Below are 14,945 nucleotides of genomic sequence, written 5' to 3'. Positions count from 1 at the left end.
ATGGGGAGATGGGGAGATGGGGAGATGGGGAGATGGGGAGATGGGGAGATGGGGAGATGGGGAGATGGGGAGATGGGGAGAAATAATGATCTACTGCACCCTGTTCCCTGTTCCCTGTTCCCTGTTCCCTGTTCCCTGTTTACGAATTACGAATTACGAATTATTCTCTGATGGTGGGGACGACAAGGACTTCCCAAACAAACTTGATTTGCTGGCATATCAGTAAAAACACTACTACGCGCCCCAATCACTGCATTAGCACCGATTTCTACTCCTGGGGCTAGGAAACAATCTGCTGCTACCCATGCACCATTACCGATGGTAATACTTGCAGTTTTTAAACCAAAGGCTGGATCTTGAAGATCATGACTACCTGTACACAGGTAACTTTTCTGGGAAACTATGCACTGTTCACCAATGATAATTTGATCAAGACTGTAGAAAACTACGTCATCACCAATCCAACTGTAATCACCAATGGTCACTTTCCAAGGATAGGTGAAACGGGCTGTGGGTCTAATTAATACGCCTTTGCCAATCTTAGCTCCAAATAGCCGCAGCAGGGCGCAACGCAGAATATTTAGCGGTTGGGGAGTCAGAGGAAATGCGATCGCTTGCACCAACCACCATAATAAAACATACCAACCCGGACGACCTCGGTCAAACCAGGATTGGTCATATTTACGTAAATCTACAAAAGGTCTGTCATTGGTCATTGGTCATTGGTCATTAGTCATTGGTCATTGGTCATTGGTCATTGGTCATTGGTCATTGGTCATTGGTCATTAGTTATTTGTCATTAGTCATTAGTCAGGAGAAAGATAAATATTTTCCCATTACCCATTACCCAACTTCCTGAGACAAAGTTGAGGAGGTAGATTCAGAGGTGTTTGCAGTATTTAACTGTCCACCACAACTGCGTAATTCGTAGAGTTTGACTCCTATTTGATATTCATATTGGCTCAATAACCGTCCATAGATGTATCCAGCTTTGCCATCTAAAAAGCCAAGCTGAACAATATAGAACAAAATAAACCTTAATAATGGTTTAAATGGCAAGCGTACCCACACTGTTTTTAAGAAGCGTTTACGTTGTACTGCATCACCAAATAGATTTGCACCAATTGTTTTACCATTATCTTTACCTGTGAGCAAATTTAAATACACACGGGCTTCCCAATTAGAATAGCGGTTATGTCTTTCTAACCAGTGATAAAGATTGCGGAAATCTTCATGGAGCATATCATGTTTGAGATACCCAACTTGTCCCTGTAAAATTACGTGTTCGTGAACTTCGTTATCGCCTGTGTTGGGGATATCTTCGGTGTTGAGGTTTTCGTAGCGGCCTTTTTGATGTTTGAATAAGCGGAGATTCCAATCAGGATATTTACCTCCGTGACGAATCCATTTTCCTAAGAAAAATACACGTCGATTGATGTAATAACCATTACACTTATCGCTCTTAATTACTTCGGCAATTTCTGCCCAAGATTCAGGTGTAATCCGCTCATCACAATCAACAATTAGCACCCATTCATTCCGAAAAGGTAGATTTTCTAATGACCAATTTTTCTTTTTTGGCCAACTGCCATTAAAGTTGAATTGTACAACTTTTGCCCCGTAACTCTCAGCAATTTCAATACTTTTATCGCTACTTTGGGAATCGACAACAAAAACTTCATCAGCTACTGCCAGACTAGTTAAACAGGCAGGCAAGTTAGATTCTTCGTTTTTGGCGGGAATTAGTACGGAGACTGGTATTTTAGATGACATAATAATTTTTACTTTAATTTATTTTTTGTTCGCTGTAAAAAGAAGTCCTTGAATGGCTGCATTTAAGTAACCAATCTGACCATAAGCATAGACTAGTTTATCAAATCTTTCGGCTGGATCAGTAATATATTGTAATGATTTATATAAGCCACGTACAAACTTCTCGCTGCCTCGTTGCAGTTGACCAATACCGGCTTTACCAGCAAGTTGTTCCCGATAGCACTCACTAATACCTTGCCACCAACCCCGGTTTAAAAACCAGGAGGGTTTTAGCCGTTCTGGGGCAACATTGTGAGCAACTAGGGCTTGGGGAAGATAAGCGACTTGCCAACCACGCTGAAGGGCAAATTCGGTCATTTGTAGTTCTTCGTTAGATAAGAGGTTTTTGCCGACTCGTCCTAGTTGAGGGTCAAAACCGCCTATATCTTCGAGAAAACTGCGCCGAATCGAGTAATTTAAGCCTCTAGGGGTGGAACCGGGCTGTTCAATGTAGACGATACTGTCTCCCAAATCGTAGGCTCCCAAGTTAGCAGCGAGTCCCGGAGATATCCACTTTGGTGGTTCAATGTCTGGAGGCCAGATGAGAGTAACTTTACCACCTGCGATCGCTATGTTGGGATTATTTTCGTAGGCAGAATACAAAACTTGCAACCATTGGGGACTAGCGACTGCATCATCATCCAAATAAGCGAGAATGTCTGCGCTAGTAGCCTTAGCGCCTGTGTTACGAGCTACTGATAAGCCCAGGATCGGTTCAAAAATGTACTTGAGGCGGGGATCTGCTGCTCTTTGTTCGACAACTTCACGAGTGCGATCGCTAGATCCATTATCCACTACTACAATTTCAAAGTTAGCAGTAAAGTCCTGCGCCAATAAACTGTCAATCGCTGCACCTAAATAGGTATCTCGATTGTGAGTACAGATGATGGCAGAGATTTGTAAGTCCGGCATGGGATTGATTACTATAGTTTTTAAATTGGGAATTTTGTTAAAAATATCCAATTCAACTTTTGCTTACTGGTTGTTAATCTACTCTATAAAGTACTTATCGACCAACGTAATTTTGCTGAAAACAATATTTGCAGACAAGTTTCATAAAAAAATTGTCACCACTTTACCAATACTTCATGCTTGTCGGATATGACTGTGTAAAGCCACAAGTGTTTCTGCCAATTGACCCAGCCGAGTTTCTAGATATTGCTTGCGCCCAAACAGTTGACGTAATTTTTGATATCGCGCGATCGCCATACTCACAGTCGGAACCTGTTCTACTGGACATAAACGCGACCAGACTTTACCAGCTGCATCGACTCCACAGAGGCGGTAGCCAGTACGCGATGATGGAGATGATACCTGATCACTAGTCTCACAAATTTCTTCCACATAATCCATCAGGCGCTCAACTTCCGCATGACGCAGCGTTGCCGTTCCTCCTGTTTCTGGTTCTTGAGGATTGGATTCTAGCCAGCCATTAATAACTGGTCCATCTAAATAAATATCTTGAATTTGTTGCAAAATGACCTGTAACTCAGTTTGCCAATCAGCGACAGTCTCTTGAATTTCTTGCAAGAGATTCATTGCAAATGCTGGATTGGCTCCGTGGCGATGATTACTGAAGCTCGGTGTTTTAAACTTAGGTAGGCTAGGTGTTTTGCCTTCACCTGAGTGCGCGGGAAAAGTTTGTACGGAATTATCCTGGGAAAAGAAATTGGGATCTGAAGATGATTTACTGACAGTATCTCTGCCCAAATCAACGGTATTGATGCCCTCATTATCTGAAGGCTCTGTACTGTCTGTGGTTTTGTTAGCTCCGATGCTAATCCTAAAGGAGAACGGGCGTTTTGTTGAATCACCTGTTTCTGTGCCTAAGTCAGTGCCACGAATTCCCAAATCATGTAGAGTTGCCTCAATCCGTTTTAGGCCTGCTTTCATAAAGAGATCCTCAAGCTTGTTCTGGTAGTATTGATTGATTTGCGAATCAGTTTGTTAAAGAAGCAAATTATTGAGAAACTTTTCTTTATTCTATAGGTAGAACAAGACTTTAAGGAAGACCAAGATTGTGATATCTTATGAGTAGAGTTATTTTAGTAACAGGCCCAGCACGCTCAGGTAAAAGTGAATGGGCAGAAACTTTAGCAAAACAGTCAGGAAAATCAGTTATTTACATAGCAACAGCTACAGAAAATCCTGAAGATCAAGAGTGGCAGCAACGTATTGAAAAACACCAAAAACGCCGTCCTCAAGACTGGGTAACTCTATATGTACCTGTGGAACTTGCTACTACCCTAGCTAATGCCCAGCCTAACACCTGTCTTTTAATTGATTCTTTGGGAACTTGGGTAGCTAATTTTTTAGAACAAGACGATGTGAGTTGGGAAAATACCTTGGCAGAATTGCTCAAAATAGTTGGTTTAGTTGCGGCTGATCTAGTATTTGTAGGGGAAGAAACTGGTTGGGGAGTAGTACCAGCTTATCCTATGGGTAGGACATTCCGCGATCGCTTGGGTTCTTTAGTTCGTCAGTTAGGTGCAATTTCTGAGACTGTTTACCTAGTTACTGGTGGTTATGTTCTGAATCTCAGTGTTTTGGGTTCTCCCTTACCAGTAGCAAAGCCTTAATTCCAAATTAAAGATTGGCCGGGTAAAATTTCTGAATTAAAACTACAATTAAGCATATGGCAAACGAACAAGAAGTTAAAGAATATGTTGCTCACTGGTTTCAGTTAGGGAAGAAAGTGATTGTAGGTAATGGTAATCACAGCTTCTTACCTAGCCCCGTGCTAAAAGGCGATCGCTATAGCCCAGAATTTGAAGAATGCTGGCAAAGTATTCTTTCCTTAGAAATTAGTGACTGTTATTTAGAAGGCACTCACGAAACCATAGCTGAACTGCTGACACCAGTCTGGGAAATGCTCCCTTGCGGTCGTTGTTCAATGCCTGTACCGATACGTAGTGTGGGAATGCCAGCTTTGTTTTGTCCCTGTAATAGTTTACCCAACTGGCCTAATACCGAACTACCAGCACCGCGTGGCCCCGTTAATAGCCAAGAACAGCTGACAGTAATTTGCGATCGCTTAATAGATAACATTCCTTGCACTTGAGTTGGTAAAATTCCAGCAACCAGTTTCATCTCAAACCAGAAATTTAAACTTAGACACTAATGCATTGAACAAATGAGCTTGATAAAGTTTCTCATAGTCTTCTTTGAGCAAGTGCGTCTCAATTTCTTGACTAGCCAAAGGTGGAGAAAATAAATAGCCTTGACCGAGTTCGCATCCCAGTTGCTGTAACCATTGAAGTTGTTGTGGTGTTTCAATCCCTTCAGCCACCACAGCCAATCCCAGTTGATTGCTCAAGGCAATGATAGTACTCACCACCTGATAATTACGATTTCCTTCCTCCATCTGACTCACAAAAGAGCGATCAATCTTCAAATTATCAGCAGGTAAACGATGGAGATAATTGAGCGATGAATATCCAGTTCCAAAGTCATCAATGCTAATCTGAATTTTTCTGTCCTTTAATTGGGTCAACAAATCAATTGTTTTATCGATATCCTCAATTAGCATACTTTCAGTAATTTCTAGGACGATAGAATTGCCTTCTAAACCTGTTTCGGCTAGTGTGCGATCAATGTCTTCAATTAAACTGGCTTGGCGAATATCTTGAGCAGAGAGGTTAATACTAACCTTAAGCGGGAAGTGAGTAAAATTTGTTTTCCAGTTGACCAATTGTTGACAAACTGTGTAAAACATCCAACGATCTATCTGCACAATTAGCCCAGTTTCTTCGGCAATAGGAATAAATTCTCCTGGAGAAACGAACCCGCGAGTAGGTGAAAGCCAGCGCACCAATGCCTCAAACCCAATTAGCCGACCGCCTAGTAAATCGACAATAGGTTGGTAGTAGACAATGAACTCTTCTCGTTCCAGAGCTTTACGGATCTCAGTTTCTAGAGTTAGTCGATTTACAGCTTGGGTATGCATTTGGGCATCAAAAATTTTGTATGAATTTCGCCCCTGAGCTTTAGCTCGATACATGGCAATATCAGCATCTCGGAGTAAATCGGCGGCTTGACGATAGTTTTGTGTAGCAAAAACAATTCCGATGCTCGTACTAATAAACATTTCGTTACCATTGAGCATCAGCGACGTTTGACAATCTGTGAGGATACGTTCAGTAATTTTAATCGTAGCTTCAATACTGACGATATCTTCTAGTAAAATTACAAATTCATCACCACCGAGTCGAGCGACTAAATCCATATCTCGCAGGTGAGTTTTCAACTTCTGGGCAATACTCTGAAGTAGTTGATCTCCAGCTAAATGCCCTAAACTGTCATTGATGACTTTGAACCGATCTAGGTCTAGAAACAAGACAGCATAATGATAGGTTTCCACCCTTTTAGCTCGGTTTATTGCTAGTTCCAGTCGCTCCTCCAACAGCGTCCGATTCGGTAAACCTGTCAATGGATCATGAAAAGCATTGTGAATAAGCTGTTCTTCCGCCTGTTTGCGTAACCGAAGCTCTTCGTAGAGATTGCTAATATCCGTGCGGATAGCCAAGTATTGAAAGGGCTTACCCAAGGCATCCAAAAAAGGTACAATCGTGCTATTAACCCAGTAGAAACTGCCATCTTTTGACCGATTGCGGATTTCGCCCCGCCAGATCTGCCCCTGGCTGATGGTTTGCCACATCTGAGCAAAGAATTCTTGAGAATGATAGCCGGAATTGATCACCCGATGGGTTTGACCAACCAGTTCCTCTCGGTCGTATTGAGATATCTCGCAGAATCGATCATTAGCGTAGGTGATTACCCCGTGAGCATCAGTAATAGCGACGATGGCCGATTGATCTAGGGCATATTTGAAGTTGGATAATTCCTGGAGAGTGTGGTGCAGTTTTTCCTCTGCTTGTTTGCGCTCTGCCCGCACCTGAGCATCCCGAAGTTCTCGACGCACTGCCTCTGGTAAGCGGTTTAAGTTATCCTTCATCAGATAATCATGAACACCCGCTTTCATCATTTCCACAGCAGATACTTCGCCGATGGTTCCAGAAACCAGAATGAAAGGAATATCTTTTTGACTCTGCTTTGCTATTTCCAGAGCCGCAGGAGCATCGAATCCTGGCAATCGGTAATCTGAAATGATCACATCCCAAGTCCGGCTACCGAGGGCTGTGCGTAGCTCTAGGGCTGTTTGGACACGCTGCCAGATAGGATTGAAACCACCGCGACGCAGTTCGTGGAGAACTAATAGGGCATCTGTTTCTAAATCTTCAACAAGCAGGACATTCAAGTCTTGACTCATATCTAATACCAGTTCACTTTAAGGTTGATACAAATGGACAACAAACGCACAGACATCGGGACGTGGAAGGATATTCATTTGTAGCTTTAATTAAGTGAATTGATATTACAATTTCTGAAGTTAGCCGTTCAGATAGCTAAGAGTTTAAGTGAAATTCATGCCGCCCATATCATTCATAAAGATATCAATCCATTTAATCAGTGGGTGGATTTAATTAAATATCATACCTTTCTGGTAAACCTATTCCGTTGTAGAGGATAGGCTTTGACTTTCGCCCTTCTACTGATGGTTTTACATTCACCAACATAACAACTTAAAATTATGTGATTAAAGTGCCTGGGAAATAAAAACTGATTTATAGCCAAAGTTATCTGAAGGACAGGCAGTATGTATTTAACAGAAATCTTGAAATCAAAATTATCTGAAAATCGCCAACTGTGGGGCTTGATCCTACTAATTATTGCTGGCTTTTTAGGAAACTACTGCCGATGGACGTTATTTTTCGACATTGATTTTCTGTTTGGTTCAATTGCTGTTTGGATTGTCGTTTGTTTATACGGAGTGAGATGGGGGACTTTAGCAGGTTTTTTGGCCGGAAGTTGTACCTATGTGATTTGGCATCACCCCTATACTACCTTTACTTTTACAGCAGAAGCCCTATTTGTCGGTTGGCTGTTTCACCGACGGCAGCACAATAATATTGTTTTGCTGGATGCTCTTTTTTGGTTGGTAATCGGGATGCCATTGATATGGTTATTTTACGCGATCATTCTGCACGTCGATCCGATCCAAGCCCGAATTATTCTCTTCAAGCAGCCTACTAATGGTATTTTTAACGCCCTTATTGCCAGCTTATTGCTGACACATTCACCAATTCATCGTTGGGTTGACCGTCCACCTGCTATTAGCACCCTTTCACTACAACAAACCCTGTTTAATTTACTGGTTGCTTTTGTGTCAGTTCCCACCTTAGTTTTGATTGTGCTGGCCAGCCATCAGGTGGTAGATGATATCAAAAATATGACTCGTTTAGATTTAAATGATGCGTCTCGTTACCTGACAGTTGAGGTGCGTGGCTGGTATGAACGACGTTTGGGTTCTGTGAATGGACTGGCCGAATTAGCAATGCTCAACTCTTTCGGGAGCGACGCTTTACAACAAAATGCTGCATTCGTCAGCCGGACTTTTCCTGAGTTTAGACACATTCATATTCTGGATGAGAGGGGAAAACCCATTCTCGATTTTGAGAACAATGTTTCTGCTTCTGAGAGTGCCTTTAATGAAGACAAATATTTTCAGCAAATGCAGCGATTGCCCCAACCTTTTCTCTCTCCCGTTCTGCTGCTACCAGGTAAGTCGGCTTTTCCCGTTGTCTTATTGGGTGTGCCAATCCTAAGGGATACAAAACTCATGGGTGCTATTTTTACTGAAATTGATTTAAGCAATATTACAAAGTTGTTGCAGTCTAATTTAGGTGAAGAAAAGCTAGACATCACATTAGTGGATCAAAAACAAACAGTAGCAGCCAGCACGAAACTAGAATGGATTGGTACTCAGGCTTTTAATTGGCGTAAAGATGGCAGGGTTGACCAGATAGGGACTCAAACCTACCATTGGCTACCAATCACTGGTAGTCCTCTGGTGATGGTACAGTGGCAAAATTCCCTATTTGTGAAAGAGTCTGCCATTAATCAGACAATTCCCTGGACACTGGTGGTACAGATGCCGGCAATCTCTCATGTGCGCCAGATTGAGTGGGTTCACACCCGCAACATGGCAATACTCCTATTTGTCTCAGGACTAGCTCTGATTTCTGCTACCCTAGTTAGCCGCCAATTGGTCAAACCCTTGTCTCAATTAGCAGAAGTCACCACGAACTTACCAAATAAACTGTTAGAGCAGAAACCGATCAACTGGATACAGAGTCAGGTGACTGAATTGGCGCTGTTATTGCGGAACTTTCGGTTCATGGCAGCCAGTTTGCAGCAAAAGTTTGGGGAAATTCATCAAGCCAATGAACTATTAGAACAACGAGTTCAGGAGAGAACTCAAGCACTACAACAAACAAATGCCGAATTAGAGATGGAGATTGCCGAGCGCAAACGGGCAAAGAAAGATCGCGATCGCTTGATTGCTATTCTCGAAGCCTCCACCGACTATATTGGCATGGTTGATCCCCAAGGTAATAACTTGTGGAATAATGCCCAATTACGAAACCTGATGAATCTATTCTCGGATGTAGACTACTCTACCTTGCGTATTCCCAACTACCATCCTCAGTGGGCATTAGAGATTATTGAAGATCTAGGAATTCCGGCAGCAATTCAGAATGGCACATGGGTCGGTGAAACGGCGTTATTGGCTAGTGAAGGTAGGGAAATTCCCGTTTCCCAGATGATTATTGCTCACAAAACAACAGATGGCAATCTGGAATATCTCTCTACTGTTATGCGGGATATCAGTGACCTCAAAGCAGTGGAGGCTGAAGTTCGCCAACTCAATGCGGAGTTAGAAGAACGGGTAATCCAACGAACTGCCCAATTAGAGGCTGCTAACAAAGCTTTGGAGTCTTTTTCTTATTCCGTTTCCCATGACTTGCGAGCGCCTTTACGAGCAATTGATGGCTTTTCGAGAATCATGCAAGAAGACTATAGTGAAAAACTAGATGCAGAAGCCAATCGTTACTTAAAAATTGTCCGGGATAATGCTAAACGCATGGGTGATTTGATTGATGATCTGTTGAATTTATCCCGTCTGGATCGGAAGGAAATGTCTAAGCAGACAGTGTTTTTCAATGATTTAATTCAACAGGTGCTGAGTGATTTGACCCCACAATGGTCAGGTCGTCAAATTGAATTTGCGATCGCTGATTTACCCATCTGCGAAGCTGACCTTTCCCTCCTCAAACAAGTCTGGATCAACTTGTTATCGAATGCAATTAAGTACACCAGCTACAAATCCGTTGCCCATATTGAAGTGGGTTATGAGGTTATCGATGGTGAAGACGTGTACTTTATCAGAGATAATGGGTCAGGATTTGATATGCAATATGCCGATAATTTGTTTGGAGTTTTCCAACGTCTACACCGTGAACAAGAATTTGAAGGCACAGGCATCGGACTAGCGATCGTCCAACGGATTATTCAACGTCACGGAGGGCGCATCTGGGCTCAAGCAGCCGTCGATCAAGGTGCAACCTTTTATTTCACCCTACCAAGTAGTGAGTAGTGAGTAGTGAGTAGTGAGTACCGAGTATTGAGTACCGAGTACCGAGTACCGAGTACCGAGTACTGAGTACCGAGTAGGAATTTTCTGCCCCCTGCCTCCTGTCCCCTGTCCTACCATAACTAATGACTGACCAACCCATTGATCAGCCTACTGATACATCTTATGAGCAACCGATTTCTATTGTGTTGGTTGAAGATAATCCTGCTGATGCAGAACTAGCTATCCGAGCCTTGCGTCGCGGCAGAATTGGCAATCAACTCCAATGGCTCCAAGATGGAGCAGAAGCCCTCGATTTTTTCTTTTGTCGGGGAAACTATGCCCATCGGAATATGACCAATCAACCCAAAGTCATTTTGCTGGATTTGAAATTACCAAAGGTAAGTGGATTAGAAGTTTTACGGCAACTCAAATCTGACCCACGCACACAAACAATTCCAGTTGTGGTGTTAACATCTTCCGCCGAAGATAAAGATGTGATTGAGAGTTACCAACTTGGGGTAAATAGCTATATCGTCAAACCTGTGGATTTTGAGCAATTTAACCATGCAGTCCAGCAGCTAGGGTTTTATTGGGTTTTATTTAACCGAGTACCGGTTTTTTGAAGAAGACACAAGGGGAGAAGGAAAAAGGGGGAAATCGATCTCCCCCTCTGTGTGTCTCCGTGTCATCTTCGATGAGCAACGAAGCTCACGGACTTGATATTATTCCAGCACCTGGGCTGTCTTCTGCTGATCCAATTTGAGAATCAAAACTCCCAAAGGTGGTAAACACAAATCCAGGGAATAAGGACGATTATGCAAAGACCAATTATCAGTCCACTTACCGCCTAAATTGCCCATATTGCTACCGCCATATTGACGGGCATCACTATTGAACATTTCGGTATAAAAACCTGATTCAGGAACACCGATGCGATAGTGAGAATGAGGTTGGGGTGTGAAGTTGCAAATCACAACCACAAAATTTTCCGAATCCTTATCGCGGCGGATAAAGGAAACTACACTATGACGGTTATCGCTACAGTCAATCCACTCAAATCCCGGCTCGGCAAAATCTTGGGTGTACAAAGCTGGCTCAGAACGGTAAAGATGATTGAGAGCCTGGAAAAAGTCTTTTAACTGTTGGTGTGGTTCATGCTGGAATAGATGCCACTCCAAATCAGCCCAAACATTCCACTCACTCCATTGCCCAAACTCCATGCTCATAAACATGGTTTTCTTACCTGGGTGAGCAAACATATAACTAAACAAACAACGCACATTGGCTAACTTCTGCCATCTATCCCCCGGCATTTTGCCAATGATATTGCTCTTACCATGCACCACTTCATCATGGGACAGAGCCAGCATGAAGTTTTCGCTGTGGTTATACCACATACTAAAAGTAATGTTGTTTTGGTGGAACTGGCGGAACCAAGGGTCCATGCTGAAGTAGTCCAGCATATCGTGCATCCAGCCCATATTCCACTTTAAGTTAAAGCCCAACCCTCCTGTGTAAGTAGGCCAAGATACCATTGGCCAGGAGGTAGATTCTTCAGCAATGGAAAGCGCACCAGGAAAATAGCTAAAAATATTGTGATTTACCTGGCGCAGGAAATCAGCAGCTTCTAAATTTTCTCTACCACCGTATTCGTTGGGCAACCATTCCCCATCTTTACGGCAATAGTCAAGGTAAAGCATAGAAGCTACAGCATCAACGCGAATCCCGTCAATGTGGTATTTGTCAAACCAGAACAGGGCATTTGCTACTAAGAAATTGCGGACTTCATGGCGATTGTAGTTGAATACTAAAGTTCCCCATTCTTTATGTTCGCCTTTGCGAGGGTCTGCGTGTTCGTACAGGTGACTACCATCGAAAAAAGCTAAACCATGGCCATCTTTAGGGAAGTGACCAGGAACCCAATCTACAATTACGCCAATTCCGTTTTGGTGACATTGGTCAACAAAATACATAAAATCTTCTGGGCTGCCAAAACGGGAAGTTGGGGCAAAGTAACCAGTTACCTGATAACCCCAAGAACCATCAAAGGGATGTTCGGCAATTGGTAGCAATTCCAAATGGGTGTATCCCAATTCTTTGACGTAGGGAATGAGTCTTGCTGCTAATTCCCGATAGGTAAGAAAGCGTGCGCCCGGATTTAGTTCGGAGACGGTAACTATAGGTTGAATTTCCCCATTGCTCCCTTTGGGGGGTTCCCCACTAGCCGCGTGTAACCAAGAGCCTAAATGTACTTCATAGACGGAAACTGGTTGAGTTAGGGGGTCTGTGTGACGGCGCGTTTCCAGCCAATCTTCATCAGCCCAGGTGTAGGAGTTTAAGTCAGTAACAATTGATGCGGTTTTGGGGCGTGGTTCCTGCTGGAAACCGTAGGGATCAGATTTTTCGTAAATATGTCCTTCAAAATTTTTGATTTCATATTTGTAATGCTCTCCCACACCAAGTTCAGGGATAAATAATTCCCAAATGCCTGTGTGTCCTTTTCGCATCTGGTGTTTGCGTCCATCCCATAGGTTAAAGTCTCCTAGTAGGGAAACGTTGCGGGCGTTGGGGGCCCAAACAGCAAAATAAACACCTTTCACTCCATCTACTTCTGTGAGATGCGCTCCCAGTTTCTCGTAAATGCGGTGATGATTGCCTTCACCAAACAAATGTAAGTCAAAGTCTGTTAGGTGGGGAGAACGGAAAGCGTAAGGGTCGTAAGTGACACGCTCATGTTCCCCTTCTTTAATTCGTAATTGGTAGTTTGTGAGTTCTGCTGTTTCAATTATGCATTCAAAAAAGTGGGGATCATGGACTGTCTGCATTGGGTATTCTTTGCGTTCTTCAGGAAGTACTACCCATGCTGCGCTGGCATTTGGTAGGTAGGCTCGCACAGCCCAGACGTTTTTACCATTTTGTTCTATGGCATGAGAACCAAGTATTTCAAAAGGATCATGATGCTGATTCCGAACAATGCGATTAACCTGTTCAGGTGCGATCGTGGTTATGGACATGAAGCTACCTACGTGAAATAAGGTGATTGACTAAATCTGCTTTTTTAAATATCTATATATATTCTTTACATTTATTTGCAGTTTTGTCGTCACCGTCATAGTACCTCAGAATGTATCTTGATTGGGAGATGGGGAGATGGGGAGATATGACAAGTGTAAGTTTTTTTACGTGGGTATGAGTATTCACTGCTGAAAGCGAGAGTCTGATGGTTGGCAGTGGCACAACACTTGTTTAGTTGATCCACAACGTGCTGAATGGTTGTGGTTAGCCATTGCTCATACTACTGTTGATAGCTTTTATTACTCCAACTCCTACTAGTTGTAAAAAAAACTACACCTGTCAGATCCCTTAGTCCCATCCTAATCCTTTGATTCATCTAACCGGTTCTGTTTTTTAACTTGCTCAAATTCTTGTTCTAGCAAGTCTGTCTCACTGGAATAAACAGAATCTTCTTTACCAATGATTTTTTCTGTAGCAAATTCACTAGCAAAAGCAATTTTTTTCTGTAAAGTCGAATCAGCATTTGCTAACAGTCTTGCTCTTTCTATCCTTTGGTTATTACCAGCGGCAATTTTACCATTACGCCATTGAATCCAGAAATAACGCAATAAGGGTATACCTAAAAAACCTGCTCCATAAGCCAACAACAGCCAATAAATTCCTTGTACAAAGCCTACCAGTCCACCTATTTGCGCTGCGGCTGTACCATCCCTCAATAAGCTTCCCAATATTAAAGCAGCCACAAAATTGAGTACACCTAAACCAGCACTCAACATAATTTTTCCTGAACTCGCCGCACTAAACCGCCAAGGAAATTCCTCTAAATAAGGAGCTATTGACTGCCGCTTTTTTTTGCTGGCTCTTACTTGTAACTCTGGGAAATAATAGACAATTTGCCCATCAGCACTTACCTGGGGTTGCCCATTAAATCTAACCAGTACAGGCAACATATAATCTTCGTATTCTTGCTGATATTTTTCACCCAAATTATCCAGATATGGGGCAATTTGTTCGGCTACTATTGCTCCTTTGTGATTACGAATTACTGTCGCAATTTCTTGCCAACGGCGTTCTTCTAAGTTGGCGTTAGGATTACCATCACCAAACAAAAACGAAAACACAGCTTCAAAGAAATTGAGATCGCTCTCTTCCCCTCTTTGTTGTCGTCTTTCTTGGGATTGTTGTCCATAATCGGGACTAAAATACCAGAATAAATCTGGGAAAAAGAAGAAATTGAATCCACGAGAACTGCCGCTTCCATTGTCTCCATCCCGATCTGAATTGGCAGCAGTAATGATAATGATGATGGTGACACTAATCAGCGCAATAGAAGCAATTAAGAAAATTCCAAAGGAAATGCGAATTAAGTAAAACAGCACTCCCCAAACTTTTTTCCACCATTCCTGCAACCGTAATTGCAAGTATTTATTACGCAAGATTGTTCTAAAATTTTGGGGAAATTTATAAACAATATCACCGGATTCTGCTACCTGTAAATGTCCCCCAGCATCTGATGCTAAAGCTAATAATCCTTGATTGGCTTCAGCTAAATTTAAACCAGCTTGGGTTGCCACGTCACCAACGGTAACTCGGTAGCCCAATTGTTCTACAGATCGCATAATGGCGGGATTGGGAGTCATTG

11 protein-coding genes are annotated in these 14,945 nt (G+C 42.6%); 4 read left to right on the top strand and 7 right to left on the bottom strand.

The genetic code is table 11. The features are described from left to right. Positions 1-146: 146 nt before the first annotated feature. The 4 genes from hpsU to H6G59_RS24360 all read right to left on the bottom strand — a co-directional run bounded on the left by hpsU (position 147) and on the right by H6G59_RS24360 (position 3,705). Complete coding sequence (hpsU, locus tag H6G59_RS24375; RefSeq protein ID WP_190719755.1) at positions 147-716, bottom strand: hormogonium polysaccharide biosynthesis acetyltransferase HpsU; 570 nt, start codon at positions 714-716, stop codon at positions 147-149. 127 nt (positions 717-843) lie between these two features. Continuing rightward, complete coding sequence (locus tag H6G59_RS24370; RefSeq protein ID WP_190719752.1) at positions 844-1,773, bottom strand: glycosyltransferase family 2 protein; 930 nt, start codon at positions 1,771-1,773, stop codon at positions 844-846. Positions 1,774-1,791: 18 nt separating this feature from the next. After that, the gene (locus tag H6G59_RS24365) at positions 1,792-2,724 is read right to left on the bottom strand and encodes a glycosyltransferase family 2 protein (RefSeq protein ID WP_190719749.1); all 933 of its coding nucleotides are present in this window, start codon (positions 2,722-2,724) and stop codon (positions 1,792-1,794) included. 174 nt (positions 2,725-2,898) lie between these two features. Then, the gene (locus H6G59_RS24360; protein WP_190719746.1) at positions 2,899-3,705 is read right to left on the bottom strand and encodes a hypothetical protein; all 807 of its coding nucleotides are present in this window, start codon (positions 3,703-3,705) and stop codon (positions 2,899-2,901) included. Between the two features lie 137 nt (positions 3,706-3,842). Here H6G59_RS24360 and cobU point away from each other — a divergent pair, with 137 nt between their 5' ends. Together cobU and H6G59_RS24350 are read left to right on the top strand one after the other, a co-directional pair. After that, on the top strand, positions 3,843-4,391 hold the full coding sequence (gene cobU / locus H6G59_RS24355) for a bifunctional adenosylcobinamide kinase/adenosylcobinamide-phosphate guanylyltransferase (protein ID WP_190719744.1): 549 nt from the start codon (positions 3,843-3,845) through the stop codon (positions 4,389-4,391). Between the two features lie 56 nt (positions 4,392-4,447). Further along, positions 4,448-4,873: a hypothetical protein gene (locus H6G59_RS24350; RefSeq protein ID WP_190719742.1), complete on the top strand. Its 426-nt coding sequence runs from the start codon at positions 4,448-4,450 to the stop codon at positions 4,871-4,873. A 30-nt stretch (positions 4,874-4,903) separates the two neighbouring features. Here H6G59_RS24350 and H6G59_RS24345 read toward each other — a convergent pair whose 3' ends face one another. Continuing rightward, the gene (locus H6G59_RS24345; protein WP_190719740.1) at positions 4,904-7,081 is read right to left on the bottom strand and encodes a putative bifunctional diguanylate cyclase/phosphodiesterase; all 2,178 of its coding nucleotides are present in this window, start codon (positions 7,079-7,081) and stop codon (positions 4,904-4,906) included. Positions 7,082-7,468: 387 nt separating this feature from the next. Between H6G59_RS24345 and H6G59_RS27500 the strand changes: the two genes are divergently transcribed. Then, positions 7,469-10,309, top strand: coding sequence for an ATP-binding protein (locus tag H6G59_RS27500; RefSeq protein ID WP_242038970.1), 2,841 nt, complete (start codon positions 7,469-7,471; stop codon positions 10,307-10,309). 122 nt (positions 10,310-10,431) lie between these two features. Then, positions 10,432-10,911, top strand: coding sequence for a response regulator (locus H6G59_RS24335; protein ID WP_190719737.1), 480 nt, complete (start codon positions 10,432-10,434; stop codon positions 10,909-10,911). 99 nt (positions 10,912-11,010) lie between these two features. Here H6G59_RS24335 and glgB read toward each other — a convergent pair whose 3' ends face one another. Both glgB and H6G59_RS24325 read right to left on the bottom strand, forming a co-directional pair. Further along, positions 11,011-13,302, bottom strand: a complete 2,292-nt coding sequence (gene glgB / locus H6G59_RS24330; RefSeq protein WP_190719735.1) for a 1,4-alpha-glucan branching enzyme — start codon at positions 13,300-13,302, stop codon at positions 11,011-11,013. A 360-nt stretch (positions 13,303-13,662) separates the two neighbouring features. Beyond that, complete coding sequence (locus H6G59_RS24325) at positions 13,663-14,943, bottom strand: hypothetical protein (protein WP_190719732.1); 1,281 nt, start codon at positions 14,941-14,943, stop codon at positions 13,663-13,665. Positions 14,944-14,945: the final 2 nt, after the last annotated feature.

This window comes from Anabaena lutea FACHB-196 (assembly GCF_014698305.1).
GTDB lineage: Bacteria > Cyanobacteriota > Cyanobacteriia > Cyanobacteriales > Nostocaceae > Anabaena > Anabaena lutea.
Note: the sequence above shows the minus strand (reverse complement) of the source record. Positions and strands in the feature narration are given on the sequence as shown.

What these genes read in the sequence shown, in the direction of transcription:
- H6G59_RS24345 (WP_190719740.1), bottom strand. Translation starts at nt 7,081, where the DNA reads ATGAGTCAAGACTTGAATGTCCTGCTTGTTGAAGATTTAGAAACAGAT.
- H6G59_RS24350 (WP_190719742.1), top strand. Translation starts at nt 4,448, where the DNA reads ATGGCAAACGAACAAGAAGTTAAAGAATATGTTGCTCACTGGTTTCAG.
- H6G59_RS27500 (WP_242038970.1), top strand. Translation starts at nt 7,469, where the DNA reads ATGTATTTAACAGAAATCTTGAAATCAAAATTATCTGAAAATCGCCAA.
- hpsU (WP_190719755.1), bottom strand. Translation starts at nt 716, where the DNA reads ATGACCAATGACAGACCTTTTGTAGATTTACGTAAATATGACCAATCC.
- H6G59_RS24370 (WP_190719752.1), bottom strand. Translation starts at nt 1,773, where the DNA reads ATGTCATCTAAAATACCAGTCTCCGTACTAATTCCCGCCAAAAACGAA.
- H6G59_RS24335 (WP_190719737.1), top strand. Translation starts at nt 10,432, where the DNA reads ATGACTGACCAACCCATTGATCAGCCTACTGATACATCTTATGAGCAA.
- cobU (WP_190719744.1), top strand. Translation starts at nt 3,843, where the DNA reads ATGAGTAGAGTTATTTTAGTAACAGGCCCAGCACGCTCAGGTAAAAGT.
- glgB (WP_190719735.1), bottom strand. Translation starts at nt 13,302, where the DNA reads ATGTCCATAACCACGATCGCACCTGAACAGGTTAATCGCATTGTTCGG.
- H6G59_RS24360 (WP_190719746.1), bottom strand. Translation starts at nt 3,705, where the DNA reads ATGAAAGCAGGCCTAAAACGGATTGAGGCAACTCTACATGATTTGGGA.
- H6G59_RS24365 (WP_190719749.1), bottom strand. Translation starts at nt 2,724, where the DNA reads ATGCCGGACTTACAAATCTCTGCCATCATCTGTACTCACAATCGAGAT.
- H6G59_RS24325 (WP_190719732.1), bottom strand. Translation starts at nt 14,943, where the DNA reads ATGACTCCCAATCCCGCCATTATGCGATCTGTAGAACAATTGGGCTAC.